Below are 22,892 nucleotides of genomic sequence, written 5' to 3' on the forward strand. Positions count from 1 at the left end.
ATTATAAATATTAAAAAACAAAACCTATTAAACCAATTTTTATATTTAGGCGTTCTGTAATTGACTATTTTTACAAAAACATACCATAATATGTCTATAGAAGTTAATAATATTACAAAAATATATAAAAATCAAAAAGCTTTGAATGACGTTTCATTTAAAGTAAAAGATGCTGAAATTGTAGGGTTTCTTGGCCCAAATGGTGCTGGAAAATCTACAATGATGAAAATTCTAACCACATATATAGAAGCTTCTGAAGGCTCTGCAAATGTGAACGGTTTTGATGTTACTGTAGATAAAAAAAGTGTACAAAGTAGTATTGGGTACTTACCAGAACACAATCCTTTATATACAGATTTGTATGTTAGAGAATATTTAAACTTCAACGCTAATGTTTACGGCACACCAAAATCTAGAATAGATGAAGTGATTGAATTAACTGGTTTAACACCAGAAGCACATAAAAAAATAAATCAATTATCTAAAGGCTACAGACAACGTGTTGGTTTAGCAAATGCGTTATTACATAATCCTGAAGTTTTAATTTTAGACGAACCTACCACAGGCTTAGACCCAAACCAATTGGTAGCTATTAGAAATTTAATAAAAACTATTGGTAAGGAAAAAACGGTTTTCTTGTCTACGCACATTATGCAAGAGGTAGAGGCCATGTGCGATCGTGTTATTATTATTAATAAAGGAGAGGTTGTTGCAGATAAATATTTAAAAGATTTAAGAGACGGCCAAGAACAAATTGTGATTGTAGAATTTGACTATAGAGTTGAAGACACCTTTTTATTAAAACTTCCTAAAGTGAGCTCTGTAAAAAACACGCACGACTTTATTTACGAGATTACATTTTCTACAAAAGATGATATGCGATCTCATGTATTTGATTTTGCTCACGATAATGAATTGAAGATTCTGCAACTGAATCAAAAAAATACTAGTTTGGAAAGTTTGTTTCGGGAATTGACTAGTTAAAAATTAACTGTCCAATATAAAAACGCTCTACATCTACTAAAGGTGGTTGATTTACCGAAAGCAAATCACCCGTTCCTCGTAATTCTCCGGTAATTGATTGTACTGGGTTAACAACCATATCATTACTACTACGATGAAAAACATCAACATTTTGTGCTATTAGATTTTCACCTTCAAAACGTCCAGAGCCTGAGAAGAAACCAACGAATAAATTTTCTACTGATCCATCTATGTAAAAAATTGATATGTTATTAGAAGAAATAGTTATGTTTTCTGAGGCTACTGATAATCTAAAATCACCAACGGTAAATTCACTTCCTCCGTTAAAATCTTCAGAAAATAAGGACAGCATATCATAATTTAAAATACCATCTGAGGAGATTTCATATTGAGACGACGTTCTAATCTCAATTAAATTTGGCGCTTCAACATAAACTTTGGTAATACCGAAATCTCTAACATAGTTACAACTGTTATTATCTGTGAGTACTAATTGGTTACCAATAACATTAACCTCTACATCATTTATTAAATTTTCACCAGTTTGAATAGTCACTTTATATTCTGGCGCTTCTTTTATAATAAGCTCAATATCTCTGTTAACAAGAATTCTTTCGAAACTAGGTATATCTACTGTTTCTTGAATGATAGATCCTGCAGTTTGAAAACAATCACCAGCATCTTCGCTATTACAAGCAAAACACAGCAGCATACATATATAAACTAATTTTTTCATAATCTAACTCCTATTCCTAATTCAACAGCTTCGGCTTTTGCCCCATGCGATTTTAAGGTTACTGCACCAAAAAAGGTTTTTCCAAAATAACGCTTAAGCCCTAATCTAATATAAGTACGCCCTTCAAAATCAAAAGGATAATGCACATAATAACCTAATTGCGTTACGACAGATATTTTATTGATAAACAATTCATGACCAACAAATAAACCAACGCGTTTATAATCTTCATCACCACTTACGTTTTCTTCAGGAAACGAAACCGATTGGTAATAAATTAATTCTTTTAAAAAATTAGAGAAAAAAGCGTCTACCCCAAACTGAATAGCACTTGTATGACTCAGTCGTTTATCTGCATAGGCAGAAACAATATAAAAAGGAAATTGACCACTCCTAATAACATCACTTTCATTAATACCTGTTCTAAATGCTAAATTATACCTAACGGGTTCTGTGAATTTTTCATCATCAAGATTATCAATATATTCTGAAACCTCATCATCGAGATTATAGGTTAAACCGACATTTAAAGCTATCGTATTTACACTGGTATTTGGTGCTTTTACATTGGCATTAGAATAATGAATTAAGGATACACCAGCCTGCAAGCCAAAACGATCAAAAATTTGCTCTTTTTTATAGCTTAACATTAAATATGTTGAGCTTAGAATATCCGAACCAAATGCAACGTTTTTAGGGTTATCAATTTTATCATAAGGATTTGTATTATAGGCTAATCCTTGCGCAATACGTAACATTACATTCCGCTTAAAGAAGTAGAAGTTGTAATGTGCATAAAGCCCAAAATTCTCACCTAGCTTAGTATTCTTTAGATCTTGATAGACAAAAGAGGCTCCATAATCCGGGTAATTATAGCGTTGCTCCCAATCTTCATTTCCAAAAGTTTTTTTATTCCAACTAAAAATAAAACCCTCTGGACGACCAGTAATTAAATGTAATATATCATTATTATGAAGCGCAATATTACCTCCAAAATAATTTAAATCGAGATAAGAATCTGATGTTAAACGCTTTTGAGCACTTAATAAAAAACTAATTAAAAAACTAAAACCTAAAAGCCAATACTTCATTTATAATCTATTACCGACAAATGTAATAGATTAATTAATTTAAAAATAATGTTGCACATAAAGATACTCCTGTTATTAATAATAACTGAAGTACAAACCGAAGTTCTAATTTATATTTTTTCACGATTTGAGTTTAATGCAAATTTCTTTTAAACTTATTATAAGCAGTTTACAGCCAAAGCAACAAATTGTTAATTAAACATTATAAAGATAGCCTCAATATTAACTTAATGTAATTGAGAGGCTAGTTTTAAAATATCAGACAATACACCTCTAGCGGTAACAGATCTACCAGCACCAGCACCTTGAATTACCAAAGGTTGTTTATTGTAAGATTCAGTATAAAATTCAAATAAGGTATCGGCACCTTTTAACTGTCCCAATACAGAAGATTTAGGCTCCGAGATCAATTTTACTTCTAATGAATTATTTACAGTATCTAATTCACCAATATATCTTAATACAGACTCGGGTTTCTGGACTTTTTTACTGTTTTCGAATACGATGTTCAACTCCCCAGAACGTTCATTAAACTGTTTTAAAGTTGTTTTTCCATTAAGCTGTTTAGGCACTAACGATTCTATTTTTACTTGATGCAATTCGTTTTTCAAACCAAGTTCTCTAGCCAATATTAAAAGCTTTCTAGCAACGTCTTTTCCAGATAGATCATCTCTTGGGTCTGGTTCAGTTAAGCCTTCATTAGCAGCACTATTTAAAATCTCATCAAATGGTAATTCTTCTTCTGAAAATCTATTAAAAATATAACTCAACGAACCCGAAAATACACCTCTAATTTTTGTGATATCTTCACCAGATTCATGTAAACTTTTTACAGTTTCAATAACAGGTAATCCCGCACCAACATTAGTTTCGTACAAAAACTTTTTGTTGTTCTTTTTTAGAACTTTTCGTAATCTTTCATAAAACTCGAAACTCAGTGTATTTGCCACTTTATTTGCTGAAATAATATGAAACCCATTTTCGATAAGTTCTTCATAATTCTCAACAAATTCGCTACTCGCTGTGACATCTATTGCCATGCAGTTTTCTGCACTTATACTTTTGAAATAGTTGATAACATCTTTAATTTTATAAGGCTTTGAAAACAATTCAAAATCCATCTGCCAATTATATTCAGTGTCGTTAGCATAAAAGGCCAAGTTCGAATTTGTTATTACAGGTATCTTAATTTTAATATTTTGCTCTTTATATAGTCTTGTTTTAAGAGCATTTATTTGATTGATTAATGTAGAGCCTACATTACCAATTCCGAATATAGCTAGATTTATAGTTTTCATTTGTTTTGTTATTTAAATTAAAAACTGGATGTAAGAGTTTGGTTAATTGCTGAGATTCTATTAGAAAAGCATCATGTCCATCGTTAGATTTTATTTCTCCAATAGTCACATTTTCTTTAATTGTTTTCAATTCCACAAACGTGTTCCAGTTTTCAACGGATGTAAAAAGTAAATCTGAATTTATAGTTATAATATGTATATGAGACGTTATATGTTTTGTAGCGTTTACAAAACTGATTTCTCCATGAGTAATGTCGATAGTTTTCAAGATTTGATTCATCATTTTATATGCTGAAAGTTTAAAACGACCATTTAGTTTTTCTCCATGATGTTTGAGCCAACTTTCAACATTAAATTGATTTCTAGAAGTCTTTGTTCTATTGAATTTAGCCGAAAATGATTCTGGCGTTCTGTAAAATGTCATAGCATGTAATCGTGCATCACTTACAGGATTTGAAGAATGATTCAAAATTTTATCTTGAATAAAACAATTCCCAATTACCCAATCTGTAGATTTCCAATCAGCAGCAATAGGTACAATATAATCTGCCAAACTTGGACGTAAAGCAGCCAATTCCCAAGTAATACCTCCACCAACAGATGCTCCAATAACGGCATGCAAGTGCTGAATATTTAAGCGATTCAGACCTTCAGAAAAAAGTCGTGCTATATCTCTAGCTGTAAACTCTTTATAATATTCTGAAAAAGTTTCGCCTAATTCTTTAAATCCATTCCCAGGACAGTTGAATGCTAAAACTGTATATTCATTTGTATCGATAACTTTATTTTCGCCTACGATAGTATTCCACCAACCATTCTCGCCTGTTACTTCAGAATTTCCAGTAAGTGCATGATTTACCAAAACTACAGGATTATCATATATTGATTTACCAAAAACCTGATAGGAGAGTCTAAGATTAATTTGTCTGCCACTGCATAGTTCAAAGTGGTCAAAATCTATATATTGAAGTGTATTCATTGTAATTTTATATTTAATAGTCCTTAGTGCAAATTAATAAACCAAACTGAGTAAAAAAATTACTCAGCTTGATTAATACAATACTAACATATTAAGGCATTAAACCAATTGCGGATTCTTAACAAGTTTAAAAGCTTCTTTTAAATCCGCTTTTAAATCTTCAATATGCTCTATACCAACTGACAAACGAATTAAATCTTTGGTAACACCTGTACTTTCCTGAGCTTCGTCTGGCAACTGTTGATGCGTTGTACTTGCCGGATGGATAATCAATGATTTTGTATCTCCGATATTGGCTAACAATGAAAATAGCTTCGTTGTATCTGCAACCTTTTTTGCAGATTCGTAACCACCTTCTAATCCAAATGTGACAATACCACTTTGCCCTTCTGGCAAATACTTTTTAGCTAATTCATTATAAGGGCTAGATTCTAAACCTGGATAATTAACCCAAGATACTAGGTCTTGTTGCTCTAACCATTTGGCTAATTCTAGCGCATTTTCACTATGTTTTTTAATGCGAAGTTCTAATGTCTCTAAGCCTTGTATAATTTGAAATGCATTAAACGGACTCAAAGCTCCTCCATAATCTCGCAAACCTTCAATTCTCACTTTTGCGATAAAAGCAGCTTCTTTTAGAACATCGCTATAAACCAAACCGTGATAACCTGCTGATGGCTCTGTGAATTCAGAGAACTTGCCGTTAGACCAATCAAACGAACCAGCATCAATAATAATTCCACCTAAAGCTGTACCATTTCCGTTGATATATTTAGTCAAAGAATGAATAACAATATTTGCTCCGTATGCTATCGGGTTTAACAAGTAAGGAGTTGCTACTGTATTATCTACAATTAGAGGCACTTTATAGGCTTTCGCTTCTTTCGAAATCGCTTCAATATCTAAAACATCTAATTTTGGATTTCCTAAGGATTCAATAAAGAATACTCTTGTATTTTCTTGAGCTGCAGTATTAAAACTTTCGGGATTTGAAGGATCTACGAATGTGGTTGTAATTCCATGTCTTGGCAATGTAACACTCAATAAATTGTATGTTCCTCCATACAAACTGCTGGATGCTACAATATGATCACCTCCTTTTAATAATGTCAATAATGTTGTTGCTATTGCAGACGTACCAGATGCTGTGGCAACTGCAGCAATACCGCCTTCTAAAGCAGCTAAGCGTTGCTCAAGAATATCATTGGTTGGGTTGTTAATACGTGTGTATATATTCCCTGGTTCTGCTAGCGCGAAAAGATTAGCAGCATGGTCGGAGTCATTAAAGACATACGCTGTAGATTGATAAATTGGAACGGCTCTTGTCCCTCCATTTTTTGCGACATCATGTCCTGCATGCAAGGCTTTTGTTGCGAAATTTTGTGTACTCATTTTTCTAGTTTTTTGAATTAAAATAAATTAAACCAAAAGCCAAATAAGCCTCATTTTGAAGCATACTTAATAGAAAAATATTATAAAGAAAACGCTAATTACAAATGAGTAATTAGCCTTGGGTTATCTATCCAATAGTTCGATAAATGAATCGAAAATTAAGTAGAATTTAGCACCTTCTTAATAAGTTTAAGGGTTGCTAAGGCTTCAACGGGTCTATCCCCTCCACCTTTCTTGATAACATTTCAGTAAGTGTTTGAATTTTGTATGTGCAAATATTGCGTTACAAAAATTTAAAAACCTAATAAAATTTCATATTTCTTATTTTTTTAACAGAAAAGAGGCTTCTATTGAACTTAGTATTTAACGGATTTAAAACTATTTAAATAAAATTACCACTAAATTTATAGGGTTAAAGTTACGAATTATATAATTTTTAAGTCATATACCCTATTTTATATAGGGTATAAATTATATTTAATTATTTTAGCTCATAAATATTTTTTTTATGAAAAAGATCGAAGCAATAATTCGAAAGTCCAAATTTTCTGAAGTTAAAGAAGCACTGCACGACGTTGGAGTTAATTTCTTCTCTTATTGGGATGTCACAGGTTTAGGAAATGAAACTCATGGATCAGTTTATAGAGGAGTTCCCTACAGCACTAGCGATATACAAAGACGCTATTTATCTATAGTAGTTAATGATGATTTTGAAGCTATTACTATTAAAACCATTCTAGAAGCTGCTCAAACTGGACATGTTGGAGATGGTAAAATATTTGTTTCAGACATTAACGAATGTTACCGCATAAGAACTGGAGAAAAAGGAGGTTCAACACTAAATTAATCAACTATGGAATTATTGACTACAAATAATGTTTGGATGATGATATGCACAGCCTTAGTGTTTTTTATGCACATGGGTTTTTCTTTACTAGAAATTGGATTAACCAGACAAAAAAATACGCTAAACGTACTTTTTAAAAATATTTTTATTATCACTGTTGGATTGCTACTATATTACATAGTTGGCTTTAACCTTATGTATCCTTCAGAATTTAATGGTTTTATTGCATGGCCAGATTTTGGTATTGGCCTTGGCGATATGCAAAACGCCTATACTAACGCAGACGGATCTGCTTATGGCGATGGAGGCTACACCTATTGGACCGACTTTTTATTTCAAGGCATGTTTGCAGCTACAGCCGCCACAATTGTTTCTGGAGCTGTTGCAGAACGAATTAAAATAGGACCCTTTATGATTTTTGTAATACTGTATGTTGGCATTATTTACCCTATTGCTGGCTCTTGGAAATGGGGAAAAGGCTTTTTAGACCAAATGGAAACTCCGTTCTATGATTTTGCTGGCTCAACGCTTGTTCACTCTGTTGGAGGATGGGCAGCACTTGTCGCCGTTTATCTTTTAGGCGCACGAATAGGGAAATTTAAAAATGGAAAACCTCAAGTTATTTATGGTCATAGCATACCATTAGCGACTTCTGGAGTTCTTATTCTTTGGCTAGGCTGGTTTGGTTTTAATGGTGGCTCTGTACTTTCTGCAAATCCAGAGTTGACATCAATAACTTTAGTTACCACATGTTTAGCTGCAGCTTCAGGTGGTGTTTTTGCTGCTATGACATCTTCTTTTTTATACAAGAATTTAGATTTAACTATGTTTTTAAATGGCATTCTCGGTGGTTTAGTCGCTATTACAGCTGGAGCCGACATCATGTCACCAGGTAATGCTATTGTTATAGGTTCATTAGCAGGTGTTTTTATTGTTTTTGGAATTGCTCTAATAGACAAATTAAAATTAGACGACCCAGTTGGAGCCATTGCTGTACATTTAATTTGCGGTCTTTGGGGTACTTTAGCGGTTGGAATTTTTGGAGAACTTGCTGGTTGGAATCAATTTCTGAGTCAATTAATTGGCATAGGTAGTTATGCCTTAATTTGTGTGATTTCTTCTTTCATTATAATTTTTACACTAAAAAAGACTGTCGGAATTAGAGTGTCTGAATTAGAAGAACTAGAAGGCTTAGACATCCACGAACATGGTATGAGCGCTTATCCAGATTTTAGAATGAACGACCATTAATACATTTTAAGATATCCTTATGTTTTAGAATTTTCAATCCTCATTTTAATACGTACTTTTGTGTCTTATTAAAAGAGGAAGATTTGACTGATTGCAACCTCTGCAAAAAAAATGCTAAAGACAGTGTTATGCTTTCCTTACCATTACGTCAAATCTAGAATAAAAATAAAATTATATGGCGTATTTATTTACCTCAGAAAGTGTTTCTGAAGGACATCCAGATAAAGTAGCAGATCAAATTAGTGATGCTTTAATAGACAATTTTTTAGCCTTTGATCCAGAATCTAAAGTAGCTTGCGAGACTCTAGTTACCACCGGACAAGTTGTACTAGCAGGAGAAGTAAAATCTAACACTTATCTCGATGTACAAAAAATTGCAAGAGATACCATCAACAAAATTGGCTATACAAAAAGTGAGTATATGTTTGATGGAAATTCTTGTGGAGTATTTTCTGCAATACACGAACAGTCAGAAGATATTAATCGTGGTGTAGATCGTGCTTCTAAAGAAGAACAAGGTGCAGGCGATCAAGGCATGATGTTTGGCTATGCAACGAGTGAAACGGATAATTACATGCCATTAGCTTTAGACCTTTCTCATAGAATCTTAAAAGAATTAGCAGAATTACGTCGCGAGAACAAAGCTATTGACTATTTAAGACCAGACTCTAAAAGTCAGGTTACCATAGAATATAGCGATGATAATACACCTCAACGTATTGAAGCAATAGTTGTATCTACACAGCATGATGATTTTGATGAAGATGATACTATGCTAGCTAAAATCAGAAAAGATATTGTTGAAATATTAATTCCTCGAGTTGTGGCTAAATTACCTGAAAATATTCAATCGTTATTTAATGATGATATTAAATACCACATAAATCCAACAGGGAAATTTGTGATTGGAGGACCTCACGGAGATACAGGATTAACAGGTCGTAAAATAATTGTGGATACCTATGGAGGAAAAGGCGCACATGGTGGTGGAGCATTTTCTGGAAAAGACCCAAGTAAAGTAGACAGAAGTGCAGCTTATGCAACCAGGCATATCGCTAAAAACCTTGTAGCTTCAGGTTTATGCGAAGAAGTTTTAGTACAAGTTTCTTATGCGATTGGTGTTGTAGAACCTATGGGAATCTTTATAGATACATACGGAACCTGTCCTTTCAATTTAACCGATAGTGAAATCGCAAAAAAAGTATCTAGCATATTTGATATGAGACCAGCCGCTATTGAAAGTCGTTTAAAATTAAGACAACCAATGTATAGCGAAACCGCGGCTTACGGACACATGGGACGGGATAACGAAGTGGTTAGTAAAACATTTCAACAACCAAATGGAGCACCTGTGACTATGGATGTAGAACTTTTCACTTGGGAAAAATTAGACTATTTAGATAAAGTTAAGTCTGCTTTTGATATCTAAAAAAGATAAATTAAAATCAACTCAAGAACCCTCATGATATTATTTATGAGGGTTTCCTTTTGTCGAATATCCTGAAACTTAGGTAGGAGTTTAAATCATACATCTGTTTTATAGTAAATAGATAAACCAAACTCAATTTAAATCAACACATTATGAACAACATTAAAAAAATCCCAAATCTTATTTTAATGCTATTGTTTTCGCTATTCATTGTTACCTCTTGTCAAAAAGATGAAACCAACTCAAGCGGAGGCGAACAACAAGAAAATATTCCAAATACATTTAGCGAATATTTTGGCAATGACATTTCACGAGACTTTCTTGGTAACGTCATAGACACCAACAAAAACCCTATTGAAGGAGTTACAATTACCATTGGTAACGAAACAGCAACAACAGACAGCAACGGTGTTTTTATAATTAATAATGCCAATGTAAAAGAACGATTTGGTTATGTAAAAGCTGAAAAAGAAGGTTATATTCATGGCTCGCGAGCTGTAGTGCCCTCAAACGGAACAAACAAAGTCACTATAATGTTACTGGAAGCTACAGTTGTAGGTACGGTAAATAGCGGAACCGCACAGACAGTAGCCATGGGAGATGGTAGCTCTGTAAGTTTTGAAGGTGATTTTATTAAAGAAGATGGCTCTGAATACACTGGTTCTGTAGATGTAATTATGCATCGTTTAGATCCTGCAGATGAGGACATGCCAATGCAAATGCCAGGCATGTTATATGCCGAAAATGAAGAAGGCGCAGAACGTATGCTACAAACGTTAGGAATGCTCGCTGTAGAATTAAGAGGAACAAATGGTGAAGATTTAAATTTACCTGAAGGCTCAAGTTCTGAGATTAGAATTCCTTTAGACCCAAGTCTTATGAGTATTGCACCTACAACAATTCCACTATGGTATTTTGACGAAGTGAATGGGTATTGGAAAGAAGAAGGTCTAGCGACTTTGCAAGGCAATATGTATGTTGGTTCAGTATCTCATTTCTCATTTTGGAATTGTGATATCCCAGCCGAAGCAATTACACTTTGTATTTCTGTTTTAGATAATCAAGAAAATGCATTAAGCAACTTATATGCAACAATCACAAGTGCAACCTTTGGAACACGAGGTAGTTTTACTAACGAAAACGGAGAAGTTTGTGGCTTTGTCCCTAGCAACGAAACGTTAGAACTAAATATCTACAGTTATGATTTCTGTGGAAGCGAACCATTATATACAGAATCCGTTGGACCTTATACTATGGACTCTAATATTTCGGTAATTGTCCCTGACAATACAGATATTATTTCAGAAACAGTTACTGGTAGTTTTAACACTTGCGATGGTAATTCTATCACAGATGGTTATGTACAATTAACTTATGGCAACCAAACCTACACTAACATTGTTACAAATGGTAGCTTCGAAATCAGCTTATTACGTTGTGAGGCAGACAATACGTTTGCGATTAAAGGTTATGACTATATAAACCTTCAAACCACAAGCACTATTAGTTATACATTCACTACAGCATTAACAGATATAGGCACTATTAGTGCTTGTGATACTGTTACAGAATTTATACAATACACTATTGATGATAATGACCAAGTGTTCATACTAGAAGGTATTTCTGCCAATTTTTATTCTGAAGGACCAAATGCTAATGGACCAAACTTAGATATTTTTGGAAATGGAAATGACCAAGGCACAACATGTTTTTACATATACGGAGTACTTAACGATCCAGACTATTTAGGAACCTATGATAATTATCTTTTTAATGAAACTGATGATACAGGTTTCTTTATTGGAGAATGTTTAAGTGTTTCAGATACAAATAATAATATTACTTACAACTTAAGTACACTCGGTGAGGTTGATGATTATATTGATATCAACTTCTCAGGTTCTTATGAAGATTTCAATAACGTACCACATACCATTACTGGTGTTATCCATGTTTTACGCGACCAATAAAAATAGTATATAAAATTAAAAAAGCCTACGATTCTAACGTTATAGAATCGTAGGCTTTTATTTGTGAGAATTTTAACGCAAAAGTTTTAAGGTTTTTTTAAATTTACTCATCATCAATCATCATATCCCTGCTCTAAAACTGCAGAGTATACAATCAAAAAATGAAATCTATTAAATCAATCTTTAAGGTATTGACTATGTGCCTTATTCTCACTTCAGCTTGTAAAACAGACGGTGATTATTCAGACAATAATACACTAAATACAAGTCCTAAGTATTTATCTGAATACTTAGGTGAAAATAAATCTAAAGATTTTACTGGCTATATATTAGATGAAAATAAAACCCCTCTTGAGGGTGCCATCGTTAATGTTCATTTCGCTTCTCTTGAAACAAAAAAGCATGGTTACAAAAACAATACACGAAGCATCATTCCTAGTGACAGTATCATAAGTGTAAAAATACAATTACAAAAAGAAAGTGATTTGTGCTTGCATTGGTTCTGCAAGCACAATCATTCACTACCTGATCCTAATAATTAATTACTTTTAGTCTTTACCACCATCGCGCTGTGGCGAACGTGGTTCTGGCCACGTGCGTTGTTCGCCTGTTCTAGAATTAATAGGTAATATAATTTTTTCTCTAGACGTTTTCTCATCATCTTCAGAAGCCATGTAGGCTAAAATTGCAGTTAAAATAGCATTGTTTCTAACATCATCGAATATAATTTTGTCGTAAGTATCTCTGTTGGTATGCCATGTATAATTCCAATATGACCAGTTCAACGCACTTAAATTAAATGCTGGCGCACCAGCTGCAACAAAAGACGCATTATCAGAACCTCCTCCACTTGGGTTACCAGGGAAACTAGTTTCAATATGTTTTGTAATATCTCTTGGCACTGCATACAACCAACGCGATAAATAATCATAAGCATGCAAAAAGCCAGCTCCCGAAATATTTACAACACGACCTGTCCCGTTATCTTGATTAAATAAAGCTTGCATATTCTCAACAATTTCTGGGTGATCTTCTACAAAAGCACGAGATCCATTTAAACCTTGTTCTTCACTTCCCCAATGACCCACCAAAATAGTTCGTTTAGGGTTTGGGTAGTACTTTTTAAGTAAACGCATGGCTTCCATCATTACTAAAGTCCCAGTACCATTATCTGTTGCGCCTGTTGCTCCATCCCAAGAATCGAAATGTGCTGAGAGAATAATGTATTCTTCTGGTCTTTCTGAACCCTTTATTTCTGCAATCGTATTAAATGTTGGTACGCGGCCTAATTCCTTAGATTGTGCAACTATTTTAAGTTTTGGTGTATTGCCAGATTCTGTCATACGATATAACATCGTGTAATCTTCTAATTCTAAATCTACAGTCGGTATTTTCTTTGTTCTAGCACTAAAAATTTTGTTAACACCAAAACCCCTAGACCAATTACTTGCTACAATACCAGCAGCACCTGCATCTTCTAATACCGTAATTATAGATCTAGAAGTAAAACCAGTTCTACCAATATTAGTTCGCCATTCTTTAGATTGTGCATTACGCTCATCTTTCATTTTTTGAAAAGAGTCTTCCGTTGCAAACTCTTCCCAATTATAATCTGGACGACCTGTTGGTTGTTTCATAGATATTAAAACAAACTTACCTTTTACCTCTGGTAACCATTTTTGAAAAGACAATGAATCTTTAATATTTTCTGGTAGTGTAATAACATCTGCAGTGATCCCTTTTTCTGAGGTACTTGGATTCCAAGCCAATTGCATACCACGTAAACTTTGTACACGAGGCGAAATCATATCTATGTGTGTGATGCCACGTTCCCAACCACGCCATTCTCCCCATTTTTCATTTCTTGCAGTAACTCCCCAAGATTTATATTTTGCAACAGCCCAATCGTGTGCTTGTCGCATTTGTGGAGTTCCTACTAATCGAGGCCCAATAACATCTAGCATTTCGTGGCCAAGGTTTTCTAATTGTGAGTTTTCATTGGCTTCTGTAATTATGTTCTCAATAACAGGATTTTTGTCTTGCGCTTGTAAACTACTAAAGCAAAGACCTAATACTAAAACAGTGGTAAATAATAGTCGTTTCATGTGTTTATGTTTATTGTTTTTAATGGTAATATGCTGCTCGCTATTAATCATTCCCTTGAGTGATAAAACTTTTAGCATGCTCGTTTCATTTTTTGTTGGTTTAGATTTTTAAATTACAACTTTTGAGTGGAACGCTATGTTAAAATGAAAAAACCCATTGAAATTTATTTCAATGGGTTTTTAATATTAAAAATTGTAATTCTTACAACGTGTACGTTAATCTAAACGTAACAAATCGTGGTTGTACAAAAGTTTCTTGGCTAGAAACCGATATATTACCTGCGCTGTTATTAATGTTAGCATCTATATTTAATAAGTTAGACGCTCTTAGAGAATATTCCCATTTAGCATCTCTTCCTTTTCTATAACGTAATGTTGCATCCCAAGTTTTAAAAGACTCTTTCACAACACCATTATCTTGCTCAGAGAATGTAAAATCTGTAACAAAGGTTAAAGCATCCCATATATAAGCATCAAAACGAACAGAAGGTGCATGTGTAATAAACGTATTAGAATTAGTTCCTTGTTGACTGTCTCTAATAATATAGTTATATCTAAACCTAACGTTTGGAGCTTCTCTAAAATTTGTTCGTATTTCGGGACGGTAGCTTTGAGTAAACGTTTCATTCACAGCTGGTTCACCTTGTACAAATTGATTATTTAAACTGTAATTAAAGTTAGCGCTTAGACCTGCTCTTATCTTACCAAATGTGCGTTGCCAAGAACCAAAAGCAGTTACACTTTCATCTGCAAATTGCGAATTAAAGAAGGTACTGGTTCTAATCACACTCTCGAAGTTAGTTCGTGATCTAATTTGATCAATATTCTTATTGTAAGCTATTCTTGCAACTACATTAGTATAATTAAATAAATTAAAACTTCTATAGAATAAACTCACATTATGAGATAAAGCATTCTGTAATTCTGCATTACCAAAACTGATGTTGTTAAAGCTATTCAATACCAAACCTTCAGCCAAGCTAGCAACATCTGTAAAGTTATTTGTCATTCTGTAAGTAAACGTTAAACTTTCACTCTTTTTAAATTGAACAAGTGTTTCAAATTCTGGTAATACCCTAAAGAAATTATCTTCGAATGTTTCACCAAACTGTGTATTTTTATTACCATAAGCATGAAAAGACAAACCAGGTGTAAACGTAAATTTACCAGATTTTAATCTGTAGCGTGCACCTAAGTATATATCGCTAAAGTTATACTCTATATCATTAGAATCTAAACCATTGTTAATTGTTGGTGTTGGGTTAAATAAAGCACCATCATCTAAAAATTGAAAGATATTAGAATTGAAACGCTGATTACTTAAAATAGTACCAAAGGTGATATTGATGTTACTCTTAGCATTTAAAATATTGTAATAATCTACTTTGGCATCTAATTGGTTGGTTTGTATGCGACGCTCTTGATTAAGATTATAACCAAATTGGTCTTGATCTAAACCTAAACCTCCAGCTGTTTCATCAAAAGCATCTCTATTGCTAGGATCAGGATCATCATTATTTGTTGGATCATTTACTAGTAGGGCATTGTAAAACGGATCTTCGTCACGCAACAAATGTTGAGCTTCTAATGCAAAAATATTATTCTCGTTAAGTGTATAATAATAATTTAAATTCTGATTAATACTATAAGGCTTTACCTCCCTCAATTCATTTGTAGCACCAAGAACAGAAGAGAATACATCTTGCTGTTCTTCTTCACTAGAAATACGACCTAATAAATCATAATCTAACTGGTTATTAGCATTAGGCTTGTAGGCTGCACTTAACTTAGCAATCGCTTGGTTAGTCGCTTCTCTACCCCTCGACACTGTGGTTTCATCTGGCGCAAGACTAGCAGATTCATCTACACCTATTGTACTTGGATCATCGTCTAATTCTACGTAATCTATAAACCGATCTTCTCGTGTTCTTAATCGGGTACTATTATAAATAACAAACCCACTTAAATCTAAAGCCTTATTAGGCGCATAGCTAAAGTTAGCTGCACCAAGTTTAGTTACTACCTCTTGTGCATCTCGAAGATTAGTTAAACCACCAAGACCGGTACTACCTAAGTTAATATTTGTACCACTAGTGGCACTTGGTCTTCTAAAACCACCTCCAAAGTTTCTTATATCTCTGTTAGTTAATACGACTTCCCCTATATTATTCATATCACCAATAAGGTTAATACTATATTTAGGACTGTAATAAAATAGCTTAGGTTGTACCAAGTATAACTCATCATTAGGTGAAGGTGCTTGTCCACCACCTGCGGTAACATCACCAAACCAGAAATTCTCTTTTCCTTCTTTTAACTTAATATTTATGGCGACGTTATTTTGATTATTTTGAACACCACTTAATTGACCAACTTCAGAATAATTTCGTAAAACCTGAATTTTATCTACAGCATTCGAAGGAATGTTTTTTGTAGCTAATTTAGTGTCTCCATCAAAAAAGTCTTTTCCGTTAACCATCAATTTACTAACGACGTTTCCTTCTACTTCTATTTGCCCATCTGCATTAATCTCAACACCTGGCAATTTTTCTAAAATATCTTCTAGTTTACGTTCACTACCATTTTTAAATGAATCTGCATTATAAACAATAGTGTCGCCTCTAATGGTAACAGGCATTTCGTAAGTTAACTCTACGGCATCTAGTGCGTTATCTGGCAAAAGCGTAAAGTCTTTTTTGATATCTACTTCTAGTGACGTTACAATCTCATCTAAAGATTTTAAACCAATGTAACTGACTTGGATTTTATACTTTCCGTTTTTTCCTAACTTCAATACATATTTACCATTTGCATCTGTAATTGCGTAAGACTCAAGACCACTTGTTTCTTGGTTAATTGCAATAACGTTAGCCAACTCTAATGGAGTGCCTAGGCTATCTTTTACAACACCTTGCATTTTAATTTGAGCAAAAGAGCTACCTGACACTACTATAAATAGTAGTATTAATAATTTTTTCATGTTCTGAATATTTTCGTTTGATTGGTTAATAAAACTGCCTACTCACAGCTATTTTATTTAATAAATTGGTATTATTAGTTTTTTCTACCACCTCTGTTACGACCTCCATACATCTCTCTCATCTCGGCCATTTTCTTAGTAATGATTTCTGTGTATTCTGCTTGCGTTACCACATCACCTTTTTCTGGCTTATCAATAGCCTCTTTTTCTTCAGGATTCATTACTATTTTTGTACACAGCATTATAGTATTGTCTGCTTTAACTTCTAAGATTAATCCAGGTAAACCCCAATAATCGTCTGGCCCTTGGTTAATCGGAATTTGTGGTGTGTACCAAGCTACTATCTCAATTGTTTTTGGAATTTCTATTTCGCTCATTGGATCATCACTTGCACTTGTTGTATCACCAGCCTTGGTAGAATCTTTTGCTTTCTCACCCTCTTTTTTATCATCACCTCCACGTCGTCTCATACTTCTCCAATCGAACTGGTCTACAGGTTTTGTTGCTGTAGCTTTAAAACAGGTATAATTTCCAATTTGCTTGGTTTCTGTTCCCATAACCCATTCAATGGCTTTTAACTCGTCTTTAATTAAAAACTGCTTTCCAAAAAATTCTTGATCTTGTAATAACTCTTTAGACTTTACATTTTTATATTTTGGACCACCAGAAAAACTACTTCCCATACCACCAAAGCCTCTTCCACCACCTGGTGCAGCTAATTTTTCATCTTCTTTATATACAGACTCCTCTTTATTGAATGTTAGTATGTATTGTTTTTCGAGAAAACTCTTCATGCGATCTTGCATTCGTTTTTTCTGATCAGGACTCATCTCACGACCTCCCCATTGATCTAAATCCATTGAGGTTTTAGTTTGGTAATAGGCTTTGCCTTGAAAATCTTGCGCAAAAGAAATAGCACTGATTAACAACGCGACTAGTAATAATGTAATTTTTAAAAATGGTTTTTTCATCGTAATAAGTTAATGTTGAATGCAATTTTGAAGTATTTATATCTTCGTTAAAAATGACATAACATGGGTTAAATTATAAATAAGACTACTAAGATGATTAAAAGTTAATTTTGGCTTCGTTAAACTTGTGTTAATAAATTAACCACGACTTCTTCCCATACGATTATTACGAAATTCTTTCATCTTCTCAACAACAGTCTTTTGGTAATCTTCCTTTGTAATTTGCTTCCCTTTTTCTGGTGCTATTATTTCTGTTTTTTCTTCAGGATTCATTATTATTTTAGAACACAACATTGTTGTGTCACCTGCGCTCACTTCTAATATTAATCCTGGTAATCCCCAAAATTCTGAAGGCCCATGACTTACTGGTATTTGTGGTGAATACCAAGCTACGATTTGTGTCATTGGAATTTCTGGCGTTTCGGCTTTAACACCTGTAGAATCGACTTTCGGCTCAGTTCGTCTTATCCTGTCCCATGAAAAATTGTACCATGACAGCTCATCAGACGGTAATAAAGCGCTTGCTTTGAAACAAGTGTAGTTTCCTATCTGTTTAGTTTCTTTTCCCAATTGCCAGTCAATTGCCTGAAGTTTGTCTTTTACTAAAAACTTTTTTCCATAAAATTCTTGACTTTGAACCAACTCATTATTTTTAACATTTTTATATGAATCCCCTTGAGTGAAATTTTTTCCCCAAGAATCTGTAGCTCCAGACATAGCGTCTAGTTTTTCGTCTTCTTTAAAAAATGATTCTTCTTTATTAAAACTCAAAACATACGTTTTTTCTAAGCGACTTTTCATGCGCGCTTTAACTTGCTTCTTTTGTTCTTCAGTGAATCTTGCTCCCCATCTCCCTAAATCCATTGATGATTTTGCAAAATAATAAGCTTCTCCTTGAAATTCTTGAACCTCATTTTCAACCACGGGTTCTTTAGTTGATAACATTGACGTTAGAAATGCAAGAGTAAAAAGGCTAATTTTTAGTAGTACTGATTTCATGGTAAATCGTTTTAAATTGAGTTTTGTTTAACGAATGTAGGCTTTAGATAAACAGACAAGTGTTTGTTTATAATAAAATTAACATTACCATAAAATACTACTAGTGAAAATCTAAAAATATTATCCTCCAATAATTATGCTATACCCATCACCCTTACGATCACCTTTTTTAGGTGCGTAACGCTCCATCATTTCTTTATTTTTTTTGTCCATAATATCGTCGTACTCCTTTTGATTAACTTCCTTTCCTTTTGTAGGTTCTTTAATCTCTACCTTCTCTTCTGGGTTTAAAACTATTTTACTACAAATGATAGTTAACTTTCCATCATGCACCTCTAATATTAAGCCAGGTAAACCTTGATATTTAGCAGGCCCATTATTCACTGGTATTTGTGGAGTGTACCAAGCCGTTATTATACGTTCTTTCATTTCTGGTTCCTTTTCAGCTTCTTCTCCTTTTTCTTTGTTAGTTTTAGAATTAACACTAAAACTAAGACCTTTTATTACTGGTACTTGTTTAGTGTATGTTGCTTTATAACATTGGTACTCTCCTATATATTTAGAATCAGATTCTAGTTTCCACTCTATTTTACCTATGCTATCTTTTACCAAGAAAATTTTTCCCATTGTTTCCTTTTGGTTAATATAGCTTTGGGTTTGCACATTTTTATAAAAAACATCCGAGCCACCTCCACCACCAAAAGAGACAACTTCAAAGCCTCCACCCATGCCAACAGACGGTTTTGCTAATTCTTCTTCCTGTTGATATATAGACGAAGACTTATCGAAAGAGAGCGTGTAAGTTTTTTGAAATTGCTTCTTCATCATTTCTATCATCTTGGTTTGCATGTCAGAATTCATCTTAGTGCTATCCATTTTAATATCAATTTTTTGTTGCGTTCTATACGTTGCAACACCTTGAAAATCCTGAGCATTAACACCAGAAACTACAAATGTTAATGCCAAAACTAAAACTCTAATAATTGTAACCATTTTGATTTAATTTTTGTTATTGTAATAATTTATGGCAGCTTTTCTTATTTTTTCAATACCAAATAAGAATGTTTCCATATCATTAGAGTTACCTTCTATTTTATAAGACACATGTGATTTCACTCCACTAGACATTTTTTCTCCATTACAAATGATTTTAAAAGATACGATTTCGTTATCACTTGAAGATTCTAAAATTTCTTTAATATCCTCAACCCTAAAGCTAGACTCAATTTCTTCAGCAGAATCTACTGTAACTGTAACTGAAACATTTTCTACTTTGGTTATTTCTTTAATAACCATTCCGTTCGTTGATTTTGATTGACTGAAACCTAATACTGTAACTATTAGAGCTAAACTTGTAATTAAATTCTTCATTATTTTTTATGTTTATTGATTAATACACTGCAAATATCAACAGACATTTCGTTGTTTTGAGTTAACTAGTGTTAACGTGTGTTAACCGATTACGTATAAGTAATATTTAACTTTTACTTTTGACCTATGAATGATAAACGCTACAAATGGATTTTATATACAATAGTTACTGTTATAGTAGCCACTATTGCAATTCAGATTTATTGGAATTATAAAAACTATCAGACAAACAAGCAGCAGCTTATTAACGATGTACAAGTAAGCTTAGATAAAGCTGTAGATGATTATTATACGGCCCTTGCAGAACGCACAACAGTTGGTATTTTTCTTGAAGGAGATCAGCAAAAAGACCTTTTTTCCGAAGGGAGTAAAATTAAACAATTCTTATCGGAAATAGATACAGTTAAAAATGAATTTAAAGACTTAGAGTCTACAGATCTAGAAGATATTGAAGGCATTACGGTTCTTAGAGGATTTAAAGTAGATTCTATGGTAAAAGAGAAAAGTAAAACTTTGAAACCTGCTTTATCTATAGAAGAATTTAAAAAACGTATTGATAGCTTTCAAAAAGCAAACTCCGATATTAAACTTACCAGTGCAAAATTTAATAACATAGAACTATTAACGTCTAAGATTGTACTTTCAATAAAAAATGACAACTTTGATGTAGCCGAAGTAGATAGTTTATTTAATACTGAGCTTGTACGCAAGAACATTAACATTAAGAGTAAGCTTATTTATACTTCTAATGGCATGCCTGAACTAGGTAAAGCGACTCGCGATATGATGGACTCTTTACTTATAGATTATGTTAAGCCATTTAATGACTATACACTAAGCACTACTTCTAAATCTACTTTTTTACCCGAAGGAAAAATATTAAAACTAAATTTTACAAATGAAACACAAAACATTCTAAAACGTAGTTTAGTAGGTATTTTAATATCTACCCTTTTAGTCTTAGCGGTTATTAGTTGTTTATTTTATATGTTGAGAATTATTAAACATCAAAAACAATTAGCAGAAGTAAAAAACGATCTTATTAGTAACATTACCCATGAGTTTAAAACACCAATAGCTACGATTGGTGTTGCTTTAGAAAGCATTAGCAATTTTAATGGTATTGATGATAAAGAGAAGACCAAAAAATACATAAATATGTCTTCGCAACAATTAGATAAGCTAAATATTATGGTTGAAAAACTGTTAGAAACAGCAACTTTAGATAGTGATAACTTAGAACTCAAAAAAGAGTCTATAGATATTATAGATTTGTTAAATGCTATAACCAATCGTTATAAAATTCAGTTTCCAGAGAAAGAATTTAATACAAGTTTTAAGATTGAAAGCTTAATGGCTAGTGTTGACGTGTTTCATACTGAAAACGCCATAAATAACATTTTGGAAAATGCAGTAAAATATGGAGGAGACCTCATCTCTATAGATATAATACCTAAAGATAAAAGCTTTGATATTTTAATTTCAGATAATGGTAACACCTTAACTAAAACGAATAAAGATCGAGTTTTTGAGAAATTCTACCGGGTACCAAAAGGTAATACCCACGATGTAAAAGGCTTTGGTATTGGCCTCTATTATACCAAAACGATTATAGAAAAACACTATGGTTCTGTTAATTTAGAACTCAATAAAAATTTAACCACTTTTAAAATCACACTTCCAAATGTCTAATAAAATTAAATTATTGTTGGCTGAAGACGAGGCGGCTTTAGGACAAATCATTAAAGAAAGTTTAGAAACTAGAGATTTTGAAGTTGTTTTGTGTGACAATGGCGAAAAAGCTTTTCAACAGTACCAATCTGAAACACCAGAGATATTAGTTTTAGATGTGATGATGCCAAAAAAAGATGGATTTACTTTAGCGAAAGAAATCAGAGCAATTGATGATACTATTCCTATTATATTTTTAACTGCAAAGTCGCAAACAGCTAATGTTGTTGAAGGGTTTGCTATTGGCGGTAACGATTATCTTAAGAAACCTTTTAGTATGGAGGAACTTATTGTGAGGATTCATAATTTAGTTAAACGAGCTAAAACACAAAAAACTTCAAAAGTTTTAGAGATTGGAAATTATAAATTCGATTTTCCAAAACAACAATTACAGTTTAAGCAAGAAGCATCTGTGCAACTAACACATAGAGAAGCACATTTACTGTTTCACCTCGTAACTAACAAAAATGCTGTTTTAGACCGCTCTGTAATACTCAATAAACTTTGGGGAACAGATGATTTTTTTACAGCAAGAAGCATGGATGTTTTTATAACAAAACTTCGTAAAAAGCTAAAACAAGATGCGGCTATTCAGATTATAAACGTGAGAGGTTTTGGATATAAATTAACGGTTTAGAAAAAACCTGAATACTTGTAACGCTTCATTTATTCATAAAGTTAAAAATCCTGAAACAAGTATTAAGAACGACAAACTAAAAAAAGTTACTTGTCAACTAATTTTTATTTCAAAGCTA

The 22,892-nt window shown here is 33.0% G+C and carries 19 protein-coding genes and 1 riboswitch; of the genes, 8 read left to right on the top strand and 11 right to left on the bottom strand.

The genetic code is table 11. The annotated features are described in order from the left end of the window. The first annotated feature begins 90 nt into the window (after window positions 1–90). Entirely contained in the window at window positions 91–984 is an 894-nt protein-coding gene (gene gldA, locus B2U95_RS06840) for a gliding motility-associated ABC transporter ATP-binding subunit GldA (RefSeq protein WP_296314089.1), read from the top strand. Here gldA and B2U95_RS06845 read toward each other — a convergent pair. The 5 genes from B2U95_RS06845 to B2U95_RS06865 form a co-directional block, all read right to left on the bottom strand. Further along, window positions 977–1,720, bottom strand: a complete 744-nt coding sequence (locus tag B2U95_RS06845; protein ID WP_296314091.1) for a head GIN domain-containing protein — start codon at window positions 1,718–1,720, stop codon at window positions 977–979. The genes gldA and B2U95_RS06845 overlap by 8 nt on opposite strands. Beyond that, window positions 1,717–2,811, bottom strand: coding sequence for an acyloxyacyl hydrolase (locus B2U95_RS06850; protein WP_296314093.1), 1,095 nt, complete (start codon window positions 2,809–2,811; stop codon window positions 1,717–1,719). Before B2U95_RS06850 ends, B2U95_RS06845 begins: the two co-directional genes overlap by 4 nt. 227 nt (window positions 2,812–3,038) lie before the next feature. Beyond that, on the bottom strand, window positions 3,039–4,109 hold the full coding sequence (locus B2U95_RS06855; protein ID WP_296314094.1) for an aspartate kinase: 1,071 nt from the start codon (window positions 4,107–4,109) through the stop codon (window positions 3,039–3,041). Next, window positions 4,072–5,088 (bottom strand): alpha/beta fold hydrolase, encoded by a 1,017-nt coding sequence (locus B2U95_RS06860; RefSeq protein ID WP_296314096.1) that lies wholly within the window; start codon window positions 5,086–5,088, stop codon window positions 4,072–4,074. Before B2U95_RS06860 ends, B2U95_RS06855 begins: the two co-directional genes overlap by 38 nt. Window positions 5,089–5,187: 99 nt before the next feature. Continuing rightward, on the bottom strand, window positions 5,188–6,480 hold the full coding sequence (locus B2U95_RS06865) for an O-acetylhomoserine aminocarboxypropyltransferase/cysteine synthase family protein (RefSeq protein ID WP_296314098.1): 1,293 nt from the start codon (window positions 6,478–6,480) through the stop codon (window positions 5,188–5,190). A 120-nt stretch (window positions 6,481–6,600) separates the two neighbouring features. After that, window positions 6,601–6,724: riboswitch (SAM riboswitch) on the bottom strand. 264 nt (window positions 6,725–6,988) lie between these two features. On the opposite strand from B2U95_RS06865, the gene B2U95_RS06870 reads away from it, so the two are divergent. The 5 genes from B2U95_RS06870 to B2U95_RS06890 all read left to right on the top strand — a co-directional run bounded on the left by B2U95_RS06870 (window position 6,989) and on the right by B2U95_RS06890 (window position 12,522). After that, window positions 6,989–7,327, top strand: a complete 339-nt coding sequence (locus B2U95_RS06870) for a P-II family nitrogen regulator (protein WP_296314101.1) — start codon at window positions 6,989–6,991, stop codon at window positions 7,325–7,327. A gap of 6 nt (window positions 7,328–7,333) precedes the next feature. Next, a complete protein-coding gene (locus tag B2U95_RS06875; RefSeq protein WP_296314103.1) occupies window positions 7,334–8,578 on the top strand; it encodes an ammonium transporter in 1,245 nt (414 codons plus the stop codon). Between the two features lie 175 nt (window positions 8,579–8,753). After that, window positions 8,754–10,007, top strand: a complete 1,254-nt coding sequence (gene metK, locus B2U95_RS06880) for a methionine adenosyltransferase (protein ID WP_296314105.1) — start codon at window positions 8,754–8,756, stop codon at window positions 10,005–10,007. Window positions 10,008–10,159: 152 nt separating this feature from the next. Continuing rightward, window positions 10,160–11,980, top strand: a complete 1,821-nt coding sequence (locus B2U95_RS06885) for a hypothetical protein (RefSeq protein WP_296314107.1) — start codon at window positions 10,160–10,162, stop codon at window positions 11,978–11,980. Between the two features lie 161 nt (window positions 11,981–12,141). After that, window positions 12,142–12,522 carry a hypothetical protein gene (locus tag B2U95_RS06890; RefSeq protein WP_296314109.1) on the top strand — a complete coding sequence of 127 codons (381 nt, stop codon included), beginning with the start codon at window positions 12,142–12,144 and terminating at the stop codon, window positions 12,520–12,522. 6 nt (window positions 12,523–12,528) lie between these two features. Here B2U95_RS06890 and B2U95_RS06895 read toward each other — a convergent pair whose 3' ends face one another. From B2U95_RS06895 to B2U95_RS06920, 6 genes are all read right to left on the bottom strand, one after another. After that, window positions 12,529–14,085 carry a M20/M25/M40 family metallo-hydrolase gene (locus B2U95_RS06895; protein ID WP_296314160.1) on the bottom strand — a complete coding sequence of 519 codons (1,557 nt, stop codon included), beginning with the start codon at window positions 14,083–14,085 and terminating at the stop codon, window positions 12,529–12,531. A gap of 202 nt (window positions 14,086–14,287) precedes the next feature. Beyond that, window positions 14,288–17,065, bottom strand: a complete 2,778-nt coding sequence (locus tag B2U95_RS06900; protein ID WP_296314111.1) for a TonB-dependent receptor — start codon at window positions 17,063–17,065, stop codon at window positions 14,288–14,290. Between the two features lie 74 nt (window positions 17,066–17,139). Then, window positions 17,140–18,036, bottom strand: coding sequence for a GLPGLI family protein (locus B2U95_RS06905; RefSeq protein WP_296314113.1), 897 nt, complete (start codon window positions 18,034–18,036; stop codon window positions 17,140–17,142). 138 nt (window positions 18,037–18,174) lie between these two features. After that, a complete protein-coding gene (locus B2U95_RS06910) occupies window positions 18,175–19,035 on the bottom strand; it encodes a GLPGLI family protein (RefSeq protein ID WP_296314116.1) in 861 nt (286 codons plus the stop codon). A 120-nt stretch (window positions 19,036–19,155) separates the two neighbouring features. Then, window positions 19,156–20,028, bottom strand: a complete 873-nt coding sequence (locus tag B2U95_RS06915; protein ID WP_296314118.1) for a GLPGLI family protein — start codon at window positions 20,026–20,028, stop codon at window positions 19,156–19,158. Window positions 20,029–20,034: 6 nt separating this feature from the next. Further along, window positions 20,035–20,406 (bottom strand): hypothetical protein, encoded by a 372-nt coding sequence (locus B2U95_RS06920; RefSeq protein WP_296314120.1) that lies wholly within the window; start codon window positions 20,404–20,406, stop codon window positions 20,035–20,037. Between the two features lie 126 nt (window positions 20,407–20,532). Here B2U95_RS06920 and B2U95_RS06925 point away from each other — a divergent pair, with 126 nt between their 5' ends. Together B2U95_RS06925 and B2U95_RS06930 are read left to right on the top strand one after the other, a co-directional pair. Continuing rightward, window positions 20,533–22,098, top strand: a complete 1,566-nt coding sequence (locus B2U95_RS06925; RefSeq protein ID WP_296314122.1) for a sensor histidine kinase — start codon at window positions 20,533–20,535, stop codon at window positions 22,096–22,098. Then, window positions 22,091–22,774: a response regulator transcription factor gene (locus tag B2U95_RS06930; protein WP_296314124.1), complete on the top strand. Its 684-nt coding sequence runs from the start codon at window positions 22,091–22,093 to the stop codon at window positions 22,772–22,774. Before B2U95_RS06925 ends, B2U95_RS06930 begins: the two co-directional genes overlap by 8 nt. Window positions 22,775–22,892: the final 118 nt, after the last annotated feature.

Source organism: Winogradskyella sp. UBA3174 (assembly GCF_002364335.1).
Classification (GTDB): Bacteria; Bacteroidota; Bacteroidia; order Flavobacteriales; family Flavobacteriaceae; genus Winogradskyella.